We start from the raw sequence: 22137 nt of genomic DNA on the forward strand, positions 1-22137 counted from the left end.
ATCATCAATCCGCCTGTAAAAGCAGAAACGAGCAGCAATCAGGGCCATCCCATGTCCACACCCCAACCCGGTCAGACGCCATAACCCACGCAGATGGGGCAAACGTCGCAGACACCCGCAACCCAGTCCCCCGCGCAGATGACGGCTCAAATGCCAGCCTCTCCGCAAAAGCCTGTGTTCACGGATTTCGCCAGTATCTGAGACCGGACTATCCGGCTGGATTTTGGATCAAAGCGCGGTAATGTCACCCCCATGACCGCGCTTGAAACAATCCGCAATATCGGTCCCGCTGTGGCGGGGTCCTTGCGTGCGGCTGGCATCATGGATGCCGAAACGCTTTATGCGCTGGGTGCCGATGCCGCCTATGCACGCCTGCTCGCCACCGGCGAACGCCCGCATTTCATTGGCTATTACGTGCTGCACATGGCGCTGCAAGGCAGACCGTGGAACGATTGCAAAGGCGCTGAAAAAGACGCGCTGCGCGCCCAGTTCGACGCGCTGAAAGCCCGCTATCATGACACCGGCCACAGCGAGATGGAACGCATCCTCGACCAGATCGGCGTCATTCCACGGAAAAGGCCGCCCGCGTGATGCGGACGGCCCGTCGGTCGGGGTTCACCCCGACGCTGTCTTAGCCGACGAGTTCGAGACCCGAGAAGAAGAAGGCGATTTCTTCGGCAGCCGTTTCAGGCGCATCCGACCCGTGGACCGAGTTTTCACCGATCGACAGCGCGAATTCCTTGCGGATCGTGCCGGGGGCTGCGTCTGCGGGGTTGGTGGCACCCATCACTTCGCGGTTTTTCGCGATGGCGTCTTCGCCTTCCAGCACCTGCACGACAATGGGTTCGGAAATCATGAATTCGCACAGCTCGCCAAAGAACGGACGGTCCTTGTGGACGCCATAGAATTGCTGCGCCTGTGCCAGCGTCAGGTGAATGCGCTTGGACGCGACGACGCGCAGGCCGGCCTCTTCGAATTTGGCGACAATCGCGCCGGTCAGGTTGCGCTTGGTCGCATCGGGTTTGATAATCGAGAATGTGCGCTGGATCGCCATTTTTCAGGGTCTTTCATGGTTTGGGTTGAACTGCGTGCCCCCTAGCATGCACGCATTGGCATGAAAAGGGCTGCATCCGCAGCGATAGATCATTTCCCCCGATTGACCCGGCCCTTGGGATCGGGCAAGGCAGCCTCATGTTGAAAATCTCCGATCTGACCTATTCCGTCGAAGGCCGCACGCTGGTCGAAAACGCGACCGTGACAATTCCCACCGGCCACAAGGTCGGCCTTGTGGGCCGCAACGGGTCTGGCAAGACGACCCTGTTCCGCATCATCCGCGGCGAAATGGTGCTCGACACCGGCAGCGTCAGCATTCCCAAAGGCTGGAAGATCGGCGGCGTGTCCCAAGAGGTCCCCGGCAACGAGGTGTCGCTGATCGACACCGTGCTGCGGGCCGATCAGGAACGCGAGGCGCTTTTGGCCGAGGCTGAAACCGCCACCGACCCCGCCCGCATCGCCGAGGTGCAGACGCGGCTCGCCGATATCGACGCTTGGTCCGCCGAAGCCCGCGCCGCGACGATCCTGAAAGGTCTGGGGTTCACGCACGAAGAACAGCAGATGCCCTGTTCGGCCTTCTCTGGCGGCTGGCGGATGCGGGTCGCCTTGGCGGCCGTGCTGTTCAGCGAACCCGATCTGCTGTTGTTGGACGAACCGACCAACTATCTCGACCTTGAAGGCGCGCTCTGGCTTGAAGCCTATCTCGTCAAATACCCCCATACCGTGCTGATCGTCAGCCACGACCGCGAGCTTTTGAACCGGTCCGTCGGCGGCATCCTGCATCTGGAAGACAAGGGGCTGATCTATTACACCGGCACCTATGACATGTTCGCCAAACAGCGCGCCGAGAAACGCGCGCTGATGGCCTCGGCCGCCAAGAAACAGGACGCCAAGCGCGCGCATCTGCAAGCCTTTGTCGACCGGTTCAAGGCCAAGGCATCGAAGGCCAAACAGGCACAATCCCGCGTCAAGATGCTCGAAAAGATGGAAACGATCCGCGCGCCCGAAGACGCCGCGCGCACCGTCTTCACCTTTCCCGAGCCCGAAGAACTGTCGCCCCCGATCATCGCGACCGAAGCCGCCGCCGTGGGCTATGGCAACCATATCGTTTTGCACGACCTGAACCTGCGCATCGATCAGGACGACCGCATCGCCTTGCTTGGCCGCAACGGCGAAGGCAAATCGACCCTGTCCAAGATGCTGTCAGGCCGCTTGGACGTTGCGCGCGGCAAGATGGTGACGTCGAACAAGCTGCGCATCGGGTTCTTTGCCCAGCATCAGGTCGACGAGCTCTACGTTGATGAAACGCCCCTGCAGCACCTGATGCGCGAACGCGCCAGCGAAGGGCAGGCCCGCCTGCGTGCCCGTCTGGCAGGGTTCGGGCTGGGTGCTGACCAAGCCGAAACCGAGGTGGGGCGCCTGTCGGGTGGACAAAAGGCGCGATTGTCGCTGCTGCTGGCCACCCTGCCCGCCCCGCATCTGCTGATCTTGGATGAGCCGACCAACCACCTTGATATCGAAAGCCGTGAAGCGCTGGTCGAGGCACTGACCGCCTATTCGGGCGCTGTGATCCTTGTCAGCCACGACATGCATCTTTTGTCGATGGTCGCGGACCGGCTGTGGCTGGTCAAGGACGGCCATGTCACCTCTTATGACGACGATCTGGAGGCCTATCGCCGCCTGCTGCTGACGCCGGACAAGCCGTCCGAGAAAGACAAGCCCAAGGCCAAAACCGCACCCAAACCCACGCGCGACGAAATCCTCGCCCTACGGGCCGATGTGCGCAAAAACGAAGAGCGCGTGACCAAGATCAACGATATGCGCGACAAGCTGGCCAAGAAACTGGCCGACCCCGCCCTTTATGAGGATACCAAGGCCGGAGAGCTTGCGACCTGGAACAAGAAATATGCCGAAGTCATGGACGGGCTGAACCGCGCCGAGGCGATGTGGATGGCCTCGCTTGAAAAGCTTGAAAAGGCGGAAAAAGCATGACCGAACTGCCCGCCATCATCGCCGCCTTCACGACGATGTTCATCATTCTGGACCCGCCCGGTCTGGTGCCGGTGTTCATTGCCTTGACGCAAGGCATGACAGCGGAACATCGACGTTCCATCGCGGTGCGCGCCTGCATCGTCGCGGGCGTGCTGATGATCCTGTTTTTGTTCGTGGGCGAGGCGGTGCTGGGCTTTATCGGCATTTCGATGGATGCATTCCGCATCGCGGGCGGGATCCTGTTGTTCCTGACCGCCCTCGACATGCTGTTCCAGCGGCGACAGGCCCGGCGTGCGGATAATGCCGCCGAAGGTCAGGCCGAACATCAGGACGACCCGTCTGTCTTTCCGCTGGCGCTGCCGCTGATCGTGGGGCCGGGGGCGATCACGACGATCATCCTGCTGGCAGGCAACGCCACATCCGCCGCCGATTTCGGCGCGATTGCGGGTGTGCTGATGGCGGTGCTGCTGATCACCTTTCTGGCCTTTCTGGTGGCCCCCACGATCGAACGCGCCCTGGGCAAGACCGGGCTGAACATCGTGACACGCGTACTGGGCATGCTGCTCGCCGCCTTGGCGGTGCAATTCGTCCTGGATGGCCTCCGGGGCTTTGGAATCGGCGGATAAGCGCTATATAAAGCGGTATGACCACTGACCAGATCATGCAACTGACCTATCTCGTGCTGCTCGGGGCCGCCATCGGCGGATCGGCTATCGTCGCGGGGCGCAACAATCTGGGCAAGATGGCGCAACAGGCCGCCATCTGGGCACTGATCTTTGTCGGTGTGATCGGGGCCTACGGGCTGTGGGGGGATATCAGCCAGACCGTCAATCCGCGCCAGACGGCGATGGCCGATGGCAGCATCGCGATGCCGCGGGGACAGGGCGGGCATTACTTTGTGGACATCGCCGTAAACGATACGCCTGTCCGCTTCGTGGTGGATACCGGTGCCAGCCATGTCGTCCTGTCCGAGCGTGACGCGCAGCGTGTCGGTATCGACCTTGAAAGCCTGACCTATTCCGGCCTTGCGGCCACCGCCAACGGCATGGTGCGCACGGCCCCCGTCACGCTGGACCGCATGACGCTGGGCGGGATCACCGACGGCCCCGTGCAAGCTGTCGTCAACGGCGGCGAGATGGAGGAAAGTCTGCTTGGCATGTCCTATCTTGGCCTTTACACGCGGATCGAGATTGCGAATGACACGATGGTGCTGACACGATGATCCGCGCGCTGATCCTGATCCTGCTGCTGGCCGCCTGTACTCCCGCGCCACAGCTGCCCACCGATTTCGATTCGAGCTTTCCGTTTTAAAGACTTTCAGGCCTCCGGCGGGGATATTTGCGCTCGGAAGATGGGAAAAGACCCCGTCTTCTTATTTCCAGAAGCACTCCGGGGTGAGCCCCGGTCAGGGGCGAGGGGCAGCGCCCCTGTTCAGGCTCCGCCGCGCGCGTCACGTTCCGCCTTCTTGACCCAGCGCCCGTCCTCCTGCGCCCAATATTGCGCGGCGATGCCTGCGTCCGTCAGGCTTTTCCACTGTACGCGCGCCTGCGCCTTGGCGCTGTCGGCGCTGTCGAACAGGATGCAGGCGCGGGCAAGAAGCGATGCCTCCTCGGCAGTCACCGCAGCCCCCCCCACGGCCATCACGCAGGCGAAACCGTCCGCAGGCACATCGCCCAGCAGGATCGGCTGGTCGGCATCATGCGGGCCGCCCGCCATCCCGTGCGGCAGGAAAGCATCGACGGGTCCGTGCCAAAGCGCGTCATCCAGCCGCGCCAACAAGGCCGGATCGGAGCCGCGCACCAGCACCCGCCAACCCTGTCCACGCGCCTTGTCCAAGAGCATGGGCAAGGTCGTCTCGAGCGGGGCGCCCTGCAATTCGTAAAAGAAAACCGCGCCCATCTACCCCTCGTAATTGTCGGCGATCAGTCGGTTCAGAGCCATGACGCCCCAGCCGGTCGCACCCGCCGGGGCCAGGCCGGTTTCGCCGTCGACATGCGCCACACCCGCGATGTCGAGATGACACCACGGCACGTCGTCCTTGACGAAACGTTGCAGGAATTGCGCAGCCGTGATCGACCCCGCGGTCCGGCCCCCCGTGTTCTTGATGTCGGCGATCTTCGACTTGATCAGCGCGTCATAGGGTTTGCCAAGCGGCATCCGCCACGCGCCTTCGCCTTCGGCTTGCGCCGCCTTGAGAAACTGGCCGCACAGCGCGTCATCGTTCGAGAACAGCCCCGCATTCTCGTGGCCCAAGGCGATCAGGATCGCCCCGGTCAGCGTCGCCAGATCGATCATGCCGCAGGGTTTGAACCGTTCCTGCGTGTACCAGAGCACATCGGCCAGCACCATCCGCCCTTCGGCATCGGTGCTGATGATCTCGACGGTGTCGCCCTTCATCGACCGCAGCACATCACCCGGGCGCGAGGCGGAGCCGGACGGCATGTTTTCCACCAATCCCACGACGCCGACGACATTGGCCTTGGCCTTGCGCAGCGCCAGCGCACGCATCACGCCTGCAACGACACCCGCGCCGCCCATGTCCATCGTCATCTTTTCCATTCCAGCGGCGGGTTTGATGCTGATCCCGCCGGTATCGAACACCACGCCTTTGCCCACCAGCGCAAACGGCGCGTCGCCCGTCTTGCCCCCGTTCCACGACATCACGACGACCTTGGACGGGCTGTCCGACCCCTGCCCCACCGCAAGAAGCGTGCGCATCCCCAGTTTGGCGAGTTCCGATTCCTCCAGAATCTCGACATCGAGACCAAGATCCTGCATCGCTGCCAGCCGTGCGGCAAAATCATCGGTCGTCAACACGTTGGCGGGTTCGTTGGTCAGATCGCGGGTGAAAAACACGCCTTCGGCGACCGCGGCCATCGGGGCGGCAGCCTTGGCCACGGTTTCAGGATCGGCGACCATGAAGCCGACTTTGCCGGGGGCGGGTTTTTCGCCGGTCTTGTGCGTGTCGAAATGATAGCCGCGCAGCGCCAGCCCGAGCGCGATATCCGCCGCGCGCGGCGACGTGCCCGCCAGCACCAGCAAGTCATGCCCATTTTGCGCCTTCGCCAATTGCGCGCCGGCCTTGCGCGCCTCGGCGACTGACGGACGGCGTCCCAGTTTGACCACGCAGACAGCGTCGGCCGCCAGCCCGGCCGGATAGCCGATCGTCATCAGATCGCCGACGGACATCCTTTCGAATGCATCGGTGGCCACCAGCCGTTCCACCGCCTTGCGGCTGAGGCTGTTCAGCTTGCGCCCGGCGGCATCCATCCGCCCATCCATGTCGACGAAGACGGCGATCTTGCCGGTGGTCACGGCGATCTGGTCGAGGTCGGTGTCGATAAAGCGTATTTCTGCGGGGGTCGGCATGGCGTCTCCTGTCAGTCATCGAATGTTAGGCGATACGTAGCCCGCGCATCCGACAATGACCAGTTAGCTGTTCAATCCGGTTCCGCCTTAGGCTAGTTTGCCGCAACGGCGGCGCAAAGGACCAACCACTTGGCACGAATTGACAGATATATGCTGTCGCAGCTCATGGCGCTGTTCGGCTTTTTCAGTCTGGTGCTCGTGCTGGTCTACTGGATCAACCGCGCGGTCGTGCTGTTCGACCAGCTGATTGCGGATGGCCAGTCGGCGGGCGTGTTTCTGGAATTCACCGCCTTGACCCTGCCTGCGGTGATCCGGCTGGCGCTGCCGCTGGCGGCCTTTGCGGCGGCGGTCTATGTCACCAACCGGATGACCACAGACAGCGAACTGGTCGTGATGCAGGCGACAGGGTATTCGCTGTTCCGGCTGGCGCGGCCGGTGCTGTATTTCGGGCTGATCGTCGCGGTGCTGATGTCTTTGCTCATGCATGTGCTGGTGCCGATGAGCTCGGCGCAACTGGCCCTGCGCCAGTCAGAGATCGCGCGCAACGTCACGGCCCGCCTGTTGACGCCCGGCACCTTCATCGAGCCGATTTCCGGCGTCACCTTCTATATCCGCGACGTCACACCCGGGGGCGAGCTGTACGACATCTTCCTGTCGGACACCCGCAGCCCAGAGGATCAGGTCACCTATACCGCGTCGCGCGCGTTTCTGGTGCGTGACGGCGACGAAACCCAGCTTGTGATGATCGACGGCATGGTGCAGACGTTGCGCCTGTCCGACCAGCGGCTGTTCACCACGCAGTTTGCCGATTTTTCGTATAATATCGGGGAATTGATCCCTGCGACCGGACCCGGCGGGCGGCGCGCATCACATCTGTCAACCTGGGCGCTCTTGCATCCGACACCGGAACTGGTCGCCGAAACCGGCACATCCGCCGCCCGCATGATCGCGGACGGGCATGACAGGTTCAGCCAATCCTTGCTGGGAACGGTCGCCGCGCTGATCGGCTTTGCGACGCTGATGGTGGGCAGCTACAGCCGCTTTGGCGTCTGGCGGCAGATCGTGGTGGCAATTGCCCTGATCGTCGTCGTCAAGGCGCTGGAGACCGCAGGGCTCAACGCGGCACGGGCCGATGCACGGCTCTGGTTCCTGACCTATCTGCCGGGGATCGGCGGGCTTGCCATCGTGTGGTTCCTGCTGGTCTGGGCCGGTCGGCCCTATCTGTTCAAACGCCGCATCAGCGCCGAGGCACCGGCATGATCCTGCACCGCTATTTCGCCCGGCGTTTCCTGATGACCTTTCTGGGGGTGCTGACAATCTTTTTGCTGATCATGGTATTTCTGGATCTGGTCGAGCAATTGCGCCGCTATGCGACAGCCGAGGCCCGGTTCCGCGATCTTTTCGCGCTGACCCTGCTGAACATTCCGCAAGCCATCTACGAGATTTTGCCGCTGATCATGATCCTTGCGGCCATCGCGCTGTTTCTGGGGCTGGCGCGGTCCTCCGAACTTGTCGTCACCCGCGCCGCGGGGCGGTCGGCGCTGCGTGCGCTTTCCGCGCCGCTGGCGGTGGCCCTGCTGATCGGACTCCTCGCTGTAGCGATTCTGAACCCGATCGTGGCGGCGACATCCAAGGAATACGAGGCCCGTGGCGGCGCGCTGCGCGGCAATGCGTCGGTCTTGTCGATCGGGTCGTCGGGGCTGTGGCTGCGGCAAGGATCGCTTGAAGGCCAGACTGTGATCCGCGCCGCGGGGGCCAATCTGGACGGAACGGTCCTGACGGATGTGACCTTCATGACATTTGCACCCGGCGGTGAGCCGGCGCGCCGCGTCAATGCCGCATCGGCGGTGTTGACGGATGGCGCATGGGTGCTGACGGATGCCAAATCCTGGACCTTCGGCACGGCTGTCATTCCAGAGGCGGGCGCGATCCAAACTGCTGCCCTGCGGATTCCATCGACCCTGACACCTGACGAGATTCGCGACAGTTTCGGCACACCGTCATCCATCCCGATCTGGGAATTGCCCGCTTTCATCGCGCGGCTGCAGGCGGCGGGGTTTTCCGCGCAGCGCCATCTGGTCTGGCTGCACAGCGAGATCGCGCAGCCGTTTTTCCTGATGGCCATGGTGATGATCGGTGCCAGTTTCACGATCCGACATCAGCGCGGCGGGCGCACAGGCCTGATGGTGATGACCGCCATCATTCTGGCCTTTGTGATCTATTTCATCCGGAACTTCGCGCAGGTTCTGGGCGAGAACGGGCAATTGCCCGCCGCCCTTGCCGCCTGGGCACCGCCACTGGCGGCGATCGCGCTGTCCTTGGGCATCCTGCTGCACAACGAGGACGGCTGATGCGCTGGCTGCTTGTGATCCTGATGCTGTTGCCGCAGGTCTTGCGCGCGCAGACCGCCGCGACACTGGTCGCCGACAACGTGACACTCAACGCCGAGGACCAGTTGATCGCCACCGGCAATGTCGTCGTGTTTTTCGAAGGCACACGCCTGAGCGCAAGCCAGATCGTCTATGACCGGGCCAGTGACCGGCTTCTCATGACCGGGCCACTTGTCGTGCAGGATGCCGAAGGTGGCGTTCTGATCGCCGACAGCGCCGATCTGGACCCGCGGCTTGAAAACGGCATCCTGCTGGGCGCGCGGCTGGTGCTAGACCAGCAATTGCAACTGGCGGCCAACCAGATCAACCGGGAGGATGGGCGCTATCTCCAGCTATATCGCACGACCGCGTCATCCTGTCAGGTCTGCGGCAACCGTCCGCCCCTGTGGGAAATCCGCGCCGAAAGGGTCGTTCACGATACGCTGGAAAAACAGCTGTATTTCGAAAACGCAACCTTCCGCGTGCGCGGTGTCCCGGTGTTCTGGCTGCCCGCGATGCGCCTGCCGGACCCGACGCTGGCCCGCGCGACGGGGTTTCTGATCCCGCGCCAGAACAATACCAGCCAGCTGGGCAGCGGGATCAAGCTGCCCTATTTCATCACTTTGGGCGATCATGCCGATGTCACGCTGACACCTTATGTTTCGCCTCAGACTCGCACGCTGGAAATCCTTTTCCGGCGCGCATTTGCCAACGGATCGGTGCGGATCAACGGCGCGGTCAGCGACGACAGCTTGCAGGACGATATCCGGTCGTATCTGTTCGCCAACGGCAATTTCAGGCTGGCGAATGCCTATCAGCTGAACTTCAACGTCGAAACCGTGTCGGACAAGGCCTATCTGCTGGATTACAGCTATGCCGACAAAGACAGGCTTGAAAGCACGCTAAGCCTGGTGCGCGTGACCGACAACAGCCTGAACGAACTACGGTTTTCCTACTTCCAGACCCTGCGGGACGATGAACCAAACGCATCCTTGCCGCCGATCATCGGCGAGGCGCGCCATGAGGTACGGCTGCAACCGCGCTTTGGTGGCACGCTTGGCTATGCGGCCAGCGTCGATACCGCGTATCGCCCTGACAGCACCGATGGCGACGCCGGGCGCGATGTGACCCGCGCGGGCGCAAGGGCGGATTGGCGGCGCGACTGGATCCTTGCCGGCGGCATCGTGGCCACGGCCCAAGGCGGCTTGCGCGGTGACATCTACAGCGTCAGCAACGACAGCACCTTTGCGGGGACCGATCTGCGCATCGTCCCCAGCGCCATGGCAACGCTGCGGTGGCCCTGGGTCCGGCATGCGGCGGGGCGTGCCAACCATCTGCTGGAACCGACAGTCACGCTAAGCTGGGCGGATGTCTATGGCGGCACCCCGCCCAACGAAGACAGCACACGCAGCGAATTCGATCATGCGAACCTGTTCGACCGCACCCGTTTCACCGGCCAGGACGCGGTCGAGACCGGCACCCAGCTTGCCGCCGGGCTGACCTGGACCCGGCTGGGACAGGCAGGCAACGCATCCTCACTGACCTTCGGACGGATCTATCGCAGCGAAGCGCAGCCCGAATTCACGCCGTCGTCAGGGCTGGACGGGCTGCGCTCGGATTGGCTTGTCTCTGGCCAGTATACGACACCCGACGGGTTTCTGATTGAATTGCGCGGCTTGCTGGACGAGACGATCGAGACCACCCGCGCAGACGGGCGTATCCGCTGGCGCAACGACTGGATCGACGTGGGGGCCGCCTATATCTGGCAGACGCGCGATCTGGCCGAAAACCGGCCCGACACCATTTCGGAATGGACGCTGAATGCGGGCTTTGTCCTGTCGCAGACCTGGGAGATGTCGCTGGATGCACGCTATGACATCGCGGCTGACCGCCCGGTACAGGCGGGGATCGGTTTTGAATGGCAAAACGAATGTGTGACGATCGCGGTTTCCGCCTCGCGCCGCTATACGTCTTCCAGTAGTGTTGATCCGACGACCACTTTCGGGCTAACCGGGTCTCTGGCGGGGTTTTCTGCCGGGAGATCCGCGGGTCGCCCCGCCGCGCAATGCCGGCAGTGACAATATAAGAGGACCGCATGCGTGCATTTTCGACCATAACCGCCCTGTTGACGTTGGCTTTGACGCTGGGACATGCAGGCACCGTCGCCGCACAGAACCAGTTCGCCCCGGCCATCACGGTCAACGAACGCGTGATCACGCAATATGAATTGAACCAGCGTATCCGTCTGCTCGAGGTGTTCGGCACGCCCGGTGATCTGCGGCAGGCCTCCCGCGAGGCGCTCATTGAAGACCGGCTGAAGCAGCAGGAAATCGACCGCGTCGGACTGACCGTGCCGCCCGAGGCGCTGGAGGCCGCGCTGGAGGAATTTGCCGGGCGGGCGGACATGAATCTTGCGCAGTTCAACCAGATGCTTGCGCAGAACGGGGTCGATGCCGTCACCTTGCGCGATTTCGTCAGCATCGGTGTCACGTGGCGCGAATATGTGCGCGCGCGGTTCAACCGTGAAGTCACCGTGACCGATGCCGATGTGGCCCGCGCACTTGGCCAGCAAGGCAGCGCGCGCAGCGAGATCGAAGTATTGCTTAACGAGATCATCATCGCCGCCCCGCCCGAGATGGCGCAGCGCGCGGGCCAGGCCGCGACCCAGATTTCGCAGATGCGGTCATTTGCCGATTTCGAGGCCGCCGCGCGGCAGGTGTCGGCGCTGCCCTCGCGTGAACAGGGCGGGCGGCTGGATTGGTTGCCGATCTCGAATTATCCGCCACAATTGCAAAGCGTGATCCTTGATCTCAAAAACGGTGAAGTCACCGAACCGATCATGATCCCCAACGGGATCGCCCTGTTCCAGATGCGTGGCCGCCGCGAGGCTGTCCGCCCTGCGCCACCGCCCGCAAGCATTGATTATGCCGCTTATTATATCGCCGGCGGCCGCAGCGACGCCGCCTTGCAGACGGCCCGCGACGTGGCCAACAACGTCGATACCTGCGACGACCTTTATGGCATCGCGCGCAACCAGCCCGCCGACGTGCTGGACCGTCAAGACCTGCCCCCCGGCCAGATCCCAGAGGATATCGCGCTGGAACTCGCCCGGCTTGACCCCAATGAAGTGTCCACCAACCTGACGCGCGACAACGGCCAGACGCTTGTGTTCCTGATGCTGTGCCAGCGCAATGCGCAAGGTGCTGCGGATGCCAACCCCGAGACGGTGCGCAACCAGATCCGCGGGCAGCGCCTAGCAACGCTTGCCGATGCGCTGGTCGAGGATCTGCGCGCCCAGGCGGTGATCGTGGCGCGATGAAACCCATCGCGATCAGCTGCGGTGAACCGGCGGGCATCGGGCCGGAAGTCGCGGCCAAGGCATGGGCAGCACTGCGCCACGATCTGCCGATGGTCTGGATCGGTGATCCGGCGCATCTGCCCGCAGGCACGCCCGTGCGGATCGTCGACGAGCTGAGCGGGATCACGCCCGACGCGATGGCGGTACTGGCACGCGATTTCGGCGGCCCGGCCCACCCCGGCCAACCCGATCCGGCCCATGCGCAAGGTGTGATCGATGCGATCGCCACAGGGGTCGATCTGGTGCGGAGCGGTCAGGCCAGCGCGCTGTGTACCGCCCCCATCCACAAGGCCGCGCTGATCGCAGGCGCGGGTTTCGCCTATCCGGGGCATACCGAATTTCTGGCAGCCTTGGCGGGGGTGGACCGCGTGGTGATGATGCTGGCCTGCGACGGGCTGCGCGTTGTGCCCACGACGATCCATATCCCGGTGGCGGATGTGCCGGAAACGCTGACGGCATCTTTGCTGACCGATACGATCCTGATCACCCATGCCGCTCTACGCCGCCAGTTCGGCATTTCGGCCCCCCGCATCGCCGTGGCTGGGCTGAACCCCCATGCGGGCGAGGATGGCAAGATGGGGGACGAGGAGATCGCGACGATCAGCCCTGTACTGGACGCGCTGCGCGCCGAAGGGCTGGATATTTCGGGGCCGCATGCCGCCGATACCCTGTTTCATGCCGCCGCCCGCGCGCGATACGACGTGGCGGTCTGCATGTATCACGACCAAGCCCTGATCCCGATCAAGACGATTGATTTCGCAGGCGGCGTGAACATCACGCTGGGCCTGCCGTTCATCCGCACCTCGCCCGATCATGGCACGGCTTTCGACATCGCGGGCCTTGGCGTGGCGGACCCTGCGTCGATGATCGCGGCCTTGCGACAGGCCGAGAGGATAGCGAAAAACCTTGATGCCTCCGGCGGGGATATTTGGGCTCGGAAGATGGCATGAGCGGGATTGATGACCTGCCACCGCTGCGCGATGTGATTGCGCGGCATGATCTGGCGGCGAAAAAGTCTTTGGGGCAGAATTTCCTGCTGGATCTGAACCTGACGGCCCGTATTGCGCGGCTGGCGGGTGATCTGACCGGTGCGGATGTGCTGGAGATCGGCCCCGGCCCGGGCGGGTTGACCCGCGGCTTGCTGGCATCAGGTGCGCGCCGCGTGCTGGCAATCGAGAAAGACCCCCGCTGCCTGCCTGCCCTGGCCGAGATTGCAGCCCGCTTTCCGGGACGGTTGCAGGTGATCGAAGGCGATGCGCTGGCGATTGATCCGCTGGATTATCTGCAAGCCCCGATCAAGGTGGCAGCGAACCTGCCCTATAATGTCGGGACCGAACTGCTGGTGCGCTGGTTGACGCCGCAGGTCTGGCCACCGTTCTGGGACAGCCTGACCTTGATGTTTCAGCGCGAGGTCGCGGAACGGATCGTGGCGCAACCGGGTGGCAAGGCCTACGGGCGGCTTGCGCTGCTGGCGCAATGGCGCGCGGATGCAAAGATCGTGATGAACCTGCCGCCCGAGGTGTTCAGCCCGCCGCCCAAGGTACATTCGGCGGTTGTGCATCTGACCGCCCTGCCCGCGCCACGGTTTCCCGCCGACCCTGCCGTTCTGAACATGGTGGTCGCCGCAGCGTTCAACCAGCGGCGCAAGATGCTGCGCTCGGCGTTGAAATCCGTCAGCCCCGCGATCGAGGATCATTTGCAAGAGGTCGGCATCAAGCCGACCGAACGCGCCGAACAGGTCGGGCTGGAAGCGTTCTGTGCCTTGGCGCGCAGCCTGAAAGCCGCGCGCTAGGCCTTACTCGGCCGCTTCGGGTGTCGTATTGCTGTCGCGGTTGTCGGGGCGCGGTTTGCGCGGGGCGCGGGGTTTGCGCGCGCGCTGTTGCGGCTTTTCCTCGGGCGTTTCGACCAGACCGGAGTCGTTGCCTTGATCGCCTTCGTCATCGCTAGGGCGCGGATCGGGGCGGTCCATGACGGGCGGTTGCGTGTTGCTGGCGGTTTCCTGCGCTTGCACGCGATCCTGCCGTTCCTTGTCACGTTCGGCCTGCCGTTCGCGGTTCTGCGCTTCGAGTTCCTCGCGGCGCTGATCGACCTCGCGTTGGGCTTCGGCCAGAAGGCGGGTGTAATGTTCGGCGTGCTGGGCGAAGTTTTCAGCATTCACCCGGTCGCCGGACAATTGCGCATCGCGGTGCAGCTGGTTGTATTTTTCAATGATCTGCTGCGGCGTGCCGCGCACCTTGCCATCAGGACCCGAACTTTCGAAAACCCGGTTGATGATGTTTCCGCCCGAAGGACGAGGCGTGCGGTTCTTGTTCCGCGACCGTGACTTGGATGATCTCATTGATATGCTTTCGAGCCTTTGGCTGACCTTGCGCTGGCGCTGTATCGCGCAGCGGCGCGTCTTTGATGTGGTGGCCTTGCAATGTTTTGGCGACTGACCGGAGAGAGATCGTGTTCTCTTGCCCATCCGATACACAGCAATAAACACGCCGGGACGGTCAAGACAAGTCAAATTTGCCATGTTCCGCCAGATTTGCGACGAACCGCCGCGATCAGGCCGCAGGCCCCGGCCACCGCCCCGCAACGCCCCGGTCGCGCCCGTCAAGGTCAGGGATCACGCGCAGGCCGGTGAAACCCGCAGCCGTGAAAAGCGCCTTGACCTGCGCCGCCTGCGTCGGTCCGATTTCCACGATCAGCCGCCCGCCCGGCACCAGATGCGCAGGCGCGCCCGCCGCGATGATCCGGTAACAGGACAGCCCGTCAGCCTGATCGGTCAACGCCAGATGCGGTTCGTGCCCGCGCACCTCTGGTTGCAGGTTCGCCAGCTCGGCAGCGGCGATATAGGGCGGGTTGGACACGATCAGATCGAAGCTGCCGGAAACAGCGCCGAACCAGTCGGACTGGCGCAATTCGGCGCGCGCATCCAGCCCCAGCACGCTGCGGTTCTGCGCGGCAACCCGCAATGCGGCCTCGGAAACATCGACACCCAGCCCGTCTGCCTGCGCAGCTGCCGCCAGCAGCGACAGCAGGATGCAGCCCGATCCGGTGCCAAGGTCAAGGACACGGACAAAAGGCTGTTCGAGCGCCGCCGCCACGATGGATTCGGTATCGGGGCGCGGGTCGAGCACATCGGGCGTCACGATAAAGCGGTGGTCATAGAAATCGCGGTAACCCAGCAGATGCGACAGCGGCGCACGCGCGGCACGACGGGCGATCAGGTCTGCAAAGGCCGCTTCGTCCGCGGCGACATGCACCCAGAGCATCCGCGCCTCTTTCAGCGCATCGGCGATACCGGCAGCGGTCAGTCTGACGACAGCCTGCGCGAGCAGCGCCTCTTGTGCTGCCGTCATGTCCCAGAACCGCCCGCCCGCGAAAAAGCCGCTCACGCGCCCATCTCGGCCAGCAATGCCGCCTGCGCTTCGGATTGCAGCGCGTCGATGATCGCATCCAGATCGCCCGCCATCACCTGCCCCAGCGAATAAAGCGTGAGGTTGATCCGGTGATCGGTCAGCCGCCCTTGCGGGAAATTATACGTGCGGATCCGTTCCGACCGGTCGCCAGAGCCCACCTGCGCCTTGCGGTCGGCGGATCGTTCGCCGTCGATCCGCTGGCGTTCCAGATCAAAGAGCCGCGTTTTCAGCACCTGCATCGCGATCTCGCGGTTGCGGTGCTGGGATTTCTCAGCGCTGACGACGATCATGCCGGTGGGAATATGCAGGATGCGCACCGCCGAATCGGTGGTGTTGACGTGCTGGCCGCCCGATCCGCTCGCGCGCATCGTGTCGATGCGCAGATCATTGGGGTTGATCTGGATATCGACATCCTGCGCCTCTGGCAGCACGGCGACGGTGGCGGCGGATGTATGGATGCGCCCGCCGCTTTCGGTTTCGGGCACGCGCTGGACGCGATGCACGCCGCTTTCGTATTTCAGCCGCGCAAACACGCCTTCGCCTGCGACCCGCGCCACGACCTCCTTGATCCCCCCCAGTTCCGTCTGGCTTTGTTCGAGGATCTCGAACCGCCAGCCTTGGGTTTCGGCATAGCGCTGGTACATCCGCAACAAATCGGCTGCAAACAGCGACGCCTCGTCGCCCCCCGTACCGGGGCGGATTTCCAGAAGCGCGGGGCGCGCATCGGCGGCATCTTTGGGCAACAGCGCCAGTTGCACGTCGCGCTCGCTTGCCGCCAGCGCCGCTTTCAGCTCCGGCAGTTCCTCTTCGGCCAACGCGCGCATTTCAGGGTCTTTCAACAGCGCCTGCGTGTCGCTGATCTGGGCCAGAAGGTCCTTGTAGGCGGTGACGGTTTCCACAACGGGGCGCAATTCGGCATATTCACGGCCAAGGGCCGCAATATCGCCGCCATTGGCAGCGTCCGACATCTTTGCTTCCAGAAACCGGAAACGGTCGATGATCTGTTCGATTTTGTCAGCGGCTATCATGGCGCCCCGATTGGCCGATCAGGGCGCAACAATCAAGGGGCCAAGCTGATCAAGCCAGTCCTGCACGCGCGTACGGTTGACGCCCATATCGGATTCGCCGAACCGCAAACGTCCGTCGATCACCAGCTGATCGTCCTGAACGGCCACGGTCGTATGATCGGGAAAGCCCCAAACCAGCGACCGCGTCTGAAAGGTCATCATCCCCTCGGCAACGCTGCCCGCAATCAGCGACGTGCGCGGCGTGGCCCGCGCGATCGCTTCGATCGCGGCCAGAACCTGTGGCGCGTCCGCAGTGATCATGCGCACAGCGCGATACCCGCCCGGCGCCGCAACATCGCCAGGCCCATCGACCGGGCCAAGCTGATGCCAGCGCGCGACATCGGTCGGCGCCAGCCGGACATAGGCCATCGCGCCGAGCACAAGAACAACAAGCACGATCAAGAGACGCAGCAGAATAGTCATCATCGGTAGGGTACTCCCGGTAGAATGGACAGCATTTCGAACATCAGGTTCGCCCCGGTAAGCGCGGTATTGCCCGACGGATCATAGGGCGGCGATACTTCGACCAGATCACAGCCCACGATGTTCAGCCCGCGCAGCCCCCGGATCAGTTCCATCGCCTGCGGCGTGGTCAGCCCTCCAATCTCTGGCGTGCCGGTGCCGGGCGCATAGGCAGGGTCCAGAGAATCGATATCATAGGTGATGTAACAGGGTTGGTCCCCGATCTGCGCCTTGATCTCGGCGGCGAGCGGCGTCAGCGATTTGTGCCACAATTGCGGGGCGAGATATTGGTTGAACCCCCAGCCCGCCGCTTCGGTGAAATCATCCGCCGTATAGCCGGTGCCGCGCAGCCCGATCTGGAACACCTTGTCAGCGGTGATGATCCCTTCCTCATAGGCGCGGCGGAACACCGTCCCATGGGTCTCACGCTCGCCGAACATCTCGTCGTTCACATCGGCATGGGCATCGACATGGACCAGTGCCAAGGGCCCGTGTTTGGCCGCGACAGCCCGCAGCACAGGCAAGGTCAGCGTGTGATCGCCACCCAAGGTCATCGGGATGAAGTCATGCTTAAGGTGTGCAGCGTAAGTCTCTGTAATGATACGAATCGTGTCAGACAGGCTGAAAGTGTTGATCGGCACATCCCCCAGATCGGCGCATTGCAGCGCATCGAATGGCGCCGCCCCGGTCTGGATATTGTAAGGCCGGATCATCGCGGATTGTTCGCGCAGCTGTTTCGGCCCCATCCGCGTGCCCGACCGCCAGCTTGTGCCGATATCCATCGGAATGCCGATGAACCCCACATCAAGGCCTGCCGCACTCTCTACCTGCGGCAGGCGCATGAATGTCTGCGGCCCCGAAAACCGCGCCAGATCATTGCCGCTGATCGGTTGATTTGGCATCATTTTTTCCTTTTGTTCCAAAGCGCCAGACAGCACAATTCCATCGCCACATGCGCCCCAGCGATGGCGGTGGCCCCTGTGGTATCATAGGGGGGCGAGACTTCGACGATATCGCCGCCGACCATATTGATCCCCGCGAGATCGCGCAGCATCGCAGCCGCCTGCCAGCTGGCCAGCCCGCCCCAGACCGGCGTGCCGGTGCCGGGCGCAAAGGCCGGGTCCAGCGCATCGATGTCAAAGGTCACGTAAGTCGGATGATCGCCCACGATCCCGCGCGCTTCCGCCACCACATCGGCGACACCGCGTTCGTAGCAGGACCGCGCATCGATGTAACGCATCCCCAGATAATCATCACATTCCGTGCGGATGCCGATCTGGACCGAGCGTGCGGGGTCCACCAACCCCAGCTTGACCGCCTTGTACATGAAGGTGCCGTGATCGATCCGTGCCATATCATCGTCGGCCCAGAGGTCGGAATGCGCATCGAACTGGATCACCGACAGGGCACCGTATTTCGCCGCATAGGCGCGCAGGATCGGCAGGGTGATGAAATGATCGCCCCCCAGCGTGACGCTCGCCGCCCCCGCCGCCAGAATGCCCGCGATATGCGCCTCGACCAGCGCGGGCACGCCCGCCACCGATGCGTAATCGAACGGCATGTCGCCGTAATCCACGATGGCGAATTCCGACAAAGGGTCGAACCCGTCCCAGCCGTAAGGCGGATCATAGGGCTGCAGGCACGACGCCTCGCGGATCGCGCGCGGCCCGAACCGCGCACCAGGGCGGTGGGTCACCGCCTGATCGAACGGAATGCCCGTCACCGCCAGATCGACGCTGGTCAGGTCCTTGGAATAGGTGCGCCGCAAAAACGATACCGCCCCGCCAAAGGCATTCTCATAGGCTAGCCCGCGCCGGTCGTCCCGTGTAAAGGCCAGATCAACCTGCCCTTTTGCGTCTTCCAATGCCATTCTTCACACCTTCTTATTTCAAAAAATACTCCCGCCGGAGGCTTGAGAGTTAGGACGCCACCGGCAAGGCCCGTTCGACGATGCGGGCAAAGAACGACGCGCCCACAGGGGCCACCGCGTCATCGAAATCATAGGCCGGATGGTGCAGCCCTGCCGTGTCACCATTGCCGACAAACAGATAGGCCCCCGGACGCTGGTTCAGCATATAGGCGAAATCCTCGGCCCCCATCTCGGGGGCGGCGTCATCCACCACATCGGCCGACACTTCGCGTGCGACGGCGGCGGCAAAGGCGGCCTTGTCCGCATCATTGACCGTCGCGGGATAGCCGATCTCGTAATCAAGCGTCGCCGTCACGCCGTAAGACGCGGCCTGCCCCGCCACGATCTCGGCCAGACGGGTTTTCACCATCGCCTGCACCGCGGGATCGAAGGTGCGCACCGTGCCGTTGATATAGCCCGTGTCGGGGATCACGTTGTCGACCGTGCCGGTGTGGATCTGCGTGACCGACACGACGAGCTGGTCAAAGGTGAAATGGTTGCGGCTGACGATGGTCTGGATTGCGCTGACGATCCCCACGCAGGCCACGACCGGATCGGCGGTTTCATGCGGCATGGCCCCATGCCCGCCGCGCCCCTGGACATGGATATGGAACGTATCCACGGCCGCCATGATCGGGCCGGGGGTGGTGTAGAACGCACCCACGGCCGTGCCGGGCGCATTGTGTAGCGCGTAGACCTCGGCCACGTCGAACGTATCCAGAATGCCTTCGTTGACCATCACCTCGGCCCCGCCGCCCGATTCCTCGGCAGGCTGGAAAATCAGCGCGACGCGGCCCCTAAAATTGCGCGTCTCGGCCAGATATTTCGCCGCCCCCAGCAGCATGGTCGTATGCCCGTCATGCCCGCAGGCATGCATCGCGCCCTTGACGGTCGAGTCATAGTCCAGCCCCGTCACCTCCTCCATCGGCAGCGCATCCATATCGGCGCGCAGCCCGATGGTGCGCCCCGCACCCTGCCCGTTGATGATGGCGACGATGCCGCTGGTGGCGATTCCCTCGTGGATTTCATCGACCCCGAAGTCGCGCAGTTTTTCGGCCACAAAAGCCGCTGTTTTATGGCAATCGAACCGCAATTCGGGATGCGCATGCAGATGACGGCGCCATCCGGTCATCTCGGGGCTGAAATCGGCGATACGGTTGATGACGGGCATGGGATGGCGCTTTCGGTAACTTCGCAATAGGCTCAGTTGATCCCAAGTTGAAGGTGGCTGCAATGGCGGAAGATGCCCTGATCCATGACCCCGACGGCGGTATGCCGCGTCTTTTGGAAATCATGCGCCGGTTGCGCGACCCCGCCACGGGCTGCCCTTGGGACATCGCGCAGGATTTCGCCACGATCGCCCCCTACACGATCGAGGAAGCCTATGAGGTCGCCGATGCCATCGCCCGCGCCGACTGGCCCGAGCTGGAGGGTGAACTGGGCGATCTCCTGCTCCAAACCGTCTATCACGCGCAGATGGGGGCCGAGGCCGGGCATTTCACCTTCGAGTCCGTGGCGCGCAATATCGCCGACAAGATGGTCGCACGGCATCCGCATGTGTTTGGCGACGAGAACCGCGACAAAACCGCCGACCAGCAGGTCGCCGATTGGGAAAAGATCAAGGCCGCCGAACGCGCAGGCAAGGCCCAAGGCGGCGTGCTGGATGGCGTCGCCCTTGGCCTGCCCGCGCTGATGCGCGCGGTCAAACTGCAAAAACGCGCAGCGCGGGTGGGGTTCGACTGGCCCGACACATCCCATGTGCTCGACAAGATCGTCGAAGAGGCGGGCGAGCTGGTCGCCGCCCGTGACAGCCTATCCGAGGCAGAAATCGCCGATGAAATGGGCGATCTGTTGTTCGTGCTCGCCAATCTGGCACGGCATCTGGGCGTTGATCCGGAAGCCGCGCTGCGCGGCACCAACGACAAATTCACACGCCGGTTCAAGGGGATCGAAGCGGCGCTCGCGGTGCAGGGCAAGACACCCGCCGACAGTGATCTCGCGGAAATGGACGCACTCTGGGACGTGCAGAAGGCGCTGGAGAAAGGCCAAAATTAGTCCGACTAAAATATTCAGGTATTGACCCGAGTAAAAGACTCAGGCTTAAAGGCGCCAGTTCAACCAAGGAGCCTTCGCATGAACCTGCGTAACATTCTCATGGCCAGCACCTGCGCCGCCATTGCCGGACCGGCCATTGCCGATGTCAACATCTATACCACCCGCGAACCTGCGCTGATCCAGCCGGTCGTGGATGCTTTCACCGCCGAAACCGGCATCCCTGTCAATCTGTCCTTCATCGACAACGGTCTGGTCGAACGGCTGACGGCCGAAGGTGCGCGTTCGCCTGCCGATCTGGTGATGACCGTCGATATCGCGAACCTCAAACAGATCGTGGACGCCGGTGTGGTGCAGCCCGTGGAAAGCGACGTGCTGACCACGGCGATCCCTGCCGAACTGCGCAGCGACGAAAACCTGTGGTTCGGTCTGACCACTCGTGCGCGCGTGATCTATGCCTCGAACGACCGCGTCGCCGATGGCGAAGTCACAACCTACGAAGATCTGACCGATGAAAAATGGGCAGGCCGGATCTGTTCGCGCTCGGGTCTGAACAATTACAGTCTGGCGCTGCTGTCCGCCGTGATCGCGCACAAGGGCGAAGACGGTGCGCGCGAATGGGCCGCCGGTCTGCGCGAAAACCTCGCGCGCAAGCCCGAAGGCAACGACCGCGCGCAGGTCCGTGCGATCTGGGCGGGCGAATGCGACATCTCGCTGACCAACACCTATTACATGGGCGCGATGCTGGCGGACCCAGAACAGCAGGAATGGGCCAATGCCGTGCGCATCATCTTTCCGACCTTCGAGGATGGCGGCACCCATGTGAACGTGTCGGGCATCGCCATGACCCAATCCGCGCCGAACCGTGACGAAGCGGTGCAGTTGATGGAATTCCTCGTCTCGCCGACGGCGCAGGCGATCTATGCCGAAACCAACCACGAATATCCCGTGTTGGAAGGTGCAGCCGTGTCAGATCTGGTCGTGAGCTGGGGCGAATTCACACCTGATGACGTGGACTTGAACGAACTGGCCACAAACCGCCCCGCATCGGTGCGGATCATGGAAGAAGTGAACTTCGACGGCTGAGGCAAGACAGGCG

Annotated in this window: 23 protein-coding genes; 13 read left to right on the forward strand and 10 right to left on the reverse strand. The window is 63.2% G+C overall.

Annotated features, from left to right (window positions below):
• Nucleotides 1-252 precede the first annotated feature (252 nt).
• Nucleotides 253-591 (forward strand): TfoX/Sxy family protein, encoded by a 339-nt coding sequence (locus H147_RS0102425; protein WP_019953745.1) that lies wholly within the window; start codon nucleotides 253-255, stop codon nucleotides 589-591.
• Nucleotides 592-631: 40 nt separating this feature from the next.
• On the opposite strand, the gene ndk is transcribed toward H147_RS0102425, so the two are convergent.
• On the reverse strand, nucleotides 632-1054 hold the full coding sequence (gene ndk / locus H147_RS0102430) for a nucleoside-diphosphate kinase (RefSeq protein ID WP_019953746.1): 423 nt from the start codon (nucleotides 1052-1054) through the stop codon (nucleotides 632-634).
• 137 nt (nucleotides 1055-1191) lie between these two features.
• Between ndk and H147_RS0102435 the strand changes: the two genes are divergently transcribed.
• The 4 genes from H147_RS0102435 to H147_RS0102450 are packed head-to-tail and all read left to right on the forward strand — an operon-like array spanning nucleotide 1192 to nucleotide 4356.
• Complete coding sequence (locus H147_RS0102435) at nucleotides 1192-3045, forward strand: ABC-F family ATP-binding cassette domain-containing protein (protein WP_019953747.1); 1854 nt, start codon at nucleotides 1192-1194, stop codon at nucleotides 3043-3045.
• A complete protein-coding gene (locus H147_RS0102440; RefSeq protein WP_019953748.1) occupies nucleotides 3042-3671 on the forward strand; it encodes a MarC family protein in 630 nt (209 codons plus the stop codon). The genes H147_RS0102435 and H147_RS0102440 overlap by 4 nt, the downstream gene beginning before the upstream one ends.
• Before the next feature lie 17 nt (nucleotides 3672-3688).
• On the forward strand, nucleotides 3689-4267 hold the full coding sequence (locus H147_RS0102445; protein WP_019953749.1) for a retropepsin-like aspartic protease family protein: 579 nt from the start codon (nucleotides 3689-3691) through the stop codon (nucleotides 4265-4267).
• Entirely contained in the window at nucleotides 4264-4356 is a 93-nt protein-coding gene (locus tag H147_RS0102450) for a hypothetical protein (RefSeq protein WP_019953750.1), read from the forward strand. Before H147_RS0102445 ends, H147_RS0102450 begins: the two co-directional genes overlap by 4 nt.
• A gap of 120 nt (nucleotides 4357-4476) precedes the next feature.
• Here H147_RS0102450 and H147_RS0102455 read toward each other — a convergent pair whose 3' ends face one another.
• Together H147_RS0102455 and H147_RS0102460 are read right to left on the reverse strand one after the other, a co-directional pair.
• Nucleotides 4477-4944 (reverse strand): DNA polymerase III subunit chi, encoded by a 468-nt coding sequence (locus tag H147_RS0102455; protein WP_019953751.1) that lies wholly within the window; start codon nucleotides 4942-4944, stop codon nucleotides 4477-4479.
• Nucleotides 4945-6414: a leucyl aminopeptidase gene (locus H147_RS0102460; protein WP_019953752.1), complete on the reverse strand. Its 1470-nt coding sequence runs from the start codon at nucleotides 6412-6414 to the stop codon at nucleotides 4945-4947.
• Between the two features lie 150 nt (nucleotides 6415-6564).
• Between H147_RS0102460 and lptF the strand changes: the two genes are divergently transcribed.
• From lptF to rsmA, 6 genes are read left to right on the forward strand one after another with little or no spacing between them, the layout of a single operon-like run.
• The gene (gene lptF, locus H147_RS0102465) at nucleotides 6565-7674 is read left to right on the forward strand and encodes an LPS export ABC transporter permease LptF (protein ID WP_019953753.1); all 1110 of its coding nucleotides are present in this window, start codon (nucleotides 6565-6567) and stop codon (nucleotides 7672-7674) included.
• Entirely contained in the window at nucleotides 7671-8765 is a 1095-nt protein-coding gene (gene lptG, locus H147_RS0102470) for an LPS export ABC transporter permease LptG (protein ID WP_019953754.1), read from the forward strand. The genes lptF and lptG overlap by 4 nt, the downstream gene beginning before the upstream one ends.
• Nucleotides 8765-10861 (forward strand): LPS-assembly protein LptD, encoded by a 2097-nt coding sequence (locus tag H147_RS0102475; protein ID WP_019953755.1) that lies wholly within the window; start codon nucleotides 8765-8767, stop codon nucleotides 10859-10861. The genes lptG and H147_RS0102475 overlap by 1 nt, the downstream gene beginning before the upstream one ends.
• A 17-nt stretch (nucleotides 10862-10878) precedes the next feature.
• The gene (locus H147_RS0102480) at nucleotides 10879-12102 is read left to right on the forward strand and encodes a peptidylprolyl isomerase (RefSeq protein WP_019953756.1); all 1224 of its coding nucleotides are present in this window, start codon (nucleotides 10879-10881) and stop codon (nucleotides 12100-12102) included.
• Complete coding sequence (pdxA, locus tag H147_RS19230) at nucleotides 12099-13091, forward strand: 4-hydroxythreonine-4-phosphate dehydrogenase PdxA (RefSeq protein WP_019953757.1); 993 nt, start codon at nucleotides 12099-12101, stop codon at nucleotides 13089-13091. The genes H147_RS0102480 and pdxA overlap by 4 nt, the downstream gene beginning before the upstream one ends.
• Nucleotides 13088-13933, forward strand: coding sequence for a 16S rRNA (adenine(1518)-N(6)/adenine(1519)-N(6))-dimethyltransferase RsmA (gene rsmA, locus H147_RS0102490; protein WP_019953758.1), 846 nt, complete (start codon nucleotides 13088-13090; stop codon nucleotides 13931-13933). The genes pdxA and rsmA overlap by 4 nt, the downstream gene beginning before the upstream one ends.
• 3 nt (nucleotides 13934-13936) lie before the next feature.
• Here rsmA and H147_RS19235 read toward each other — a convergent pair whose 3' ends face one another.
• The 7 genes from H147_RS19235 to H147_RS0102525 form a co-directional block, all read right to left on the reverse strand.
• Nucleotides 13937-14479: a DUF4167 domain-containing protein gene (locus tag H147_RS19235; protein ID WP_081625812.1), complete on the reverse strand. Its 543-nt coding sequence runs from the start codon at nucleotides 14477-14479 to the stop codon at nucleotides 13937-13939.
• A gap of 211 nt (nucleotides 14480-14690) precedes the next feature.
• On the reverse strand, nucleotides 14691-15524 hold the full coding sequence (gene prmC, locus H147_RS0102500) for a peptide chain release factor N(5)-glutamine methyltransferase (RefSeq protein WP_019953761.1): 834 nt from the start codon (nucleotides 15522-15524) through the stop codon (nucleotides 14691-14693).
• The gene (prfA, locus tag H147_RS0102505) at nucleotides 15521-16576 is read right to left on the reverse strand and encodes a peptide chain release factor 1 (RefSeq protein WP_019953762.1); all 1056 of its coding nucleotides are present in this window, start codon (nucleotides 16574-16576) and stop codon (nucleotides 15521-15523) included. Before prfA ends, prmC begins: the two co-directional genes overlap by 4 nt.
• Before the next feature lie 18 nt (nucleotides 16577-16594).
• Nucleotides 16595-17041, reverse strand: coding sequence for a DUF1499 domain-containing protein (locus H147_RS0102510; RefSeq protein WP_019953763.1), 447 nt, complete (start codon nucleotides 17039-17041; stop codon nucleotides 16595-16597).
• Complete coding sequence (gene speB, locus H147_RS0102515) at nucleotides 17038-17979, reverse strand: agmatinase (RefSeq protein ID WP_026352186.1); 942 nt, start codon at nucleotides 17977-17979, stop codon at nucleotides 17038-17040. Before speB (H147_RS0102515) ends, H147_RS0102510 begins: the two co-directional genes overlap by 4 nt.
• On the reverse strand, nucleotides 17979-18947 hold the full coding sequence (speB, locus tag H147_RS0102520; RefSeq protein WP_019953765.1) for an agmatinase: 969 nt from the start codon (nucleotides 18945-18947) through the stop codon (nucleotides 17979-17981). The genes speB (H147_RS0102515) and speB (H147_RS0102520) overlap by 1 nt, the downstream gene beginning before the upstream one ends.
• 49 nt (nucleotides 18948-18996) lie before the next feature.
• Entirely contained in the window at nucleotides 18997-20157 is a 1161-nt protein-coding gene (locus tag H147_RS0102525; RefSeq protein ID WP_019953766.1) for a M20 aminoacylase family protein, read from the reverse strand.
• Between the two features lie 62 nt (nucleotides 20158-20219).
• Between H147_RS0102525 and mazG the strand changes: the two genes are divergently transcribed.
• Nucleotides 20220-21041, forward strand: a complete 822-nt coding sequence (mazG, locus tag H147_RS0102530) for a nucleoside triphosphate pyrophosphohydrolase (RefSeq protein ID WP_019953767.1) — start codon at nucleotides 20220-20222, stop codon at nucleotides 21039-21041.
• Between the two features lie 78 nt (nucleotides 21042-21119).
• The gene (locus H147_RS0102535) at nucleotides 21120-22124 is read left to right on the forward strand and encodes a Fe(3+) ABC transporter substrate-binding protein (RefSeq protein WP_051108176.1); all 1005 of its coding nucleotides are present in this window, start codon (nucleotides 21120-21122) and stop codon (nucleotides 22122-22124) included.
• The last annotated feature ends 13 nt before the right edge of the window (nucleotides 22125-22137 follow it).

The sequence above is a fragment of the Yoonia vestfoldensis DSM 16212 genome, assembly GCF_000382265.1.
Taxonomy (GTDB): domain Bacteria; phylum Pseudomonadota; class Alphaproteobacteria; order Rhodobacterales; family Rhodobacteraceae; genus Yoonia; species Yoonia vestfoldensis.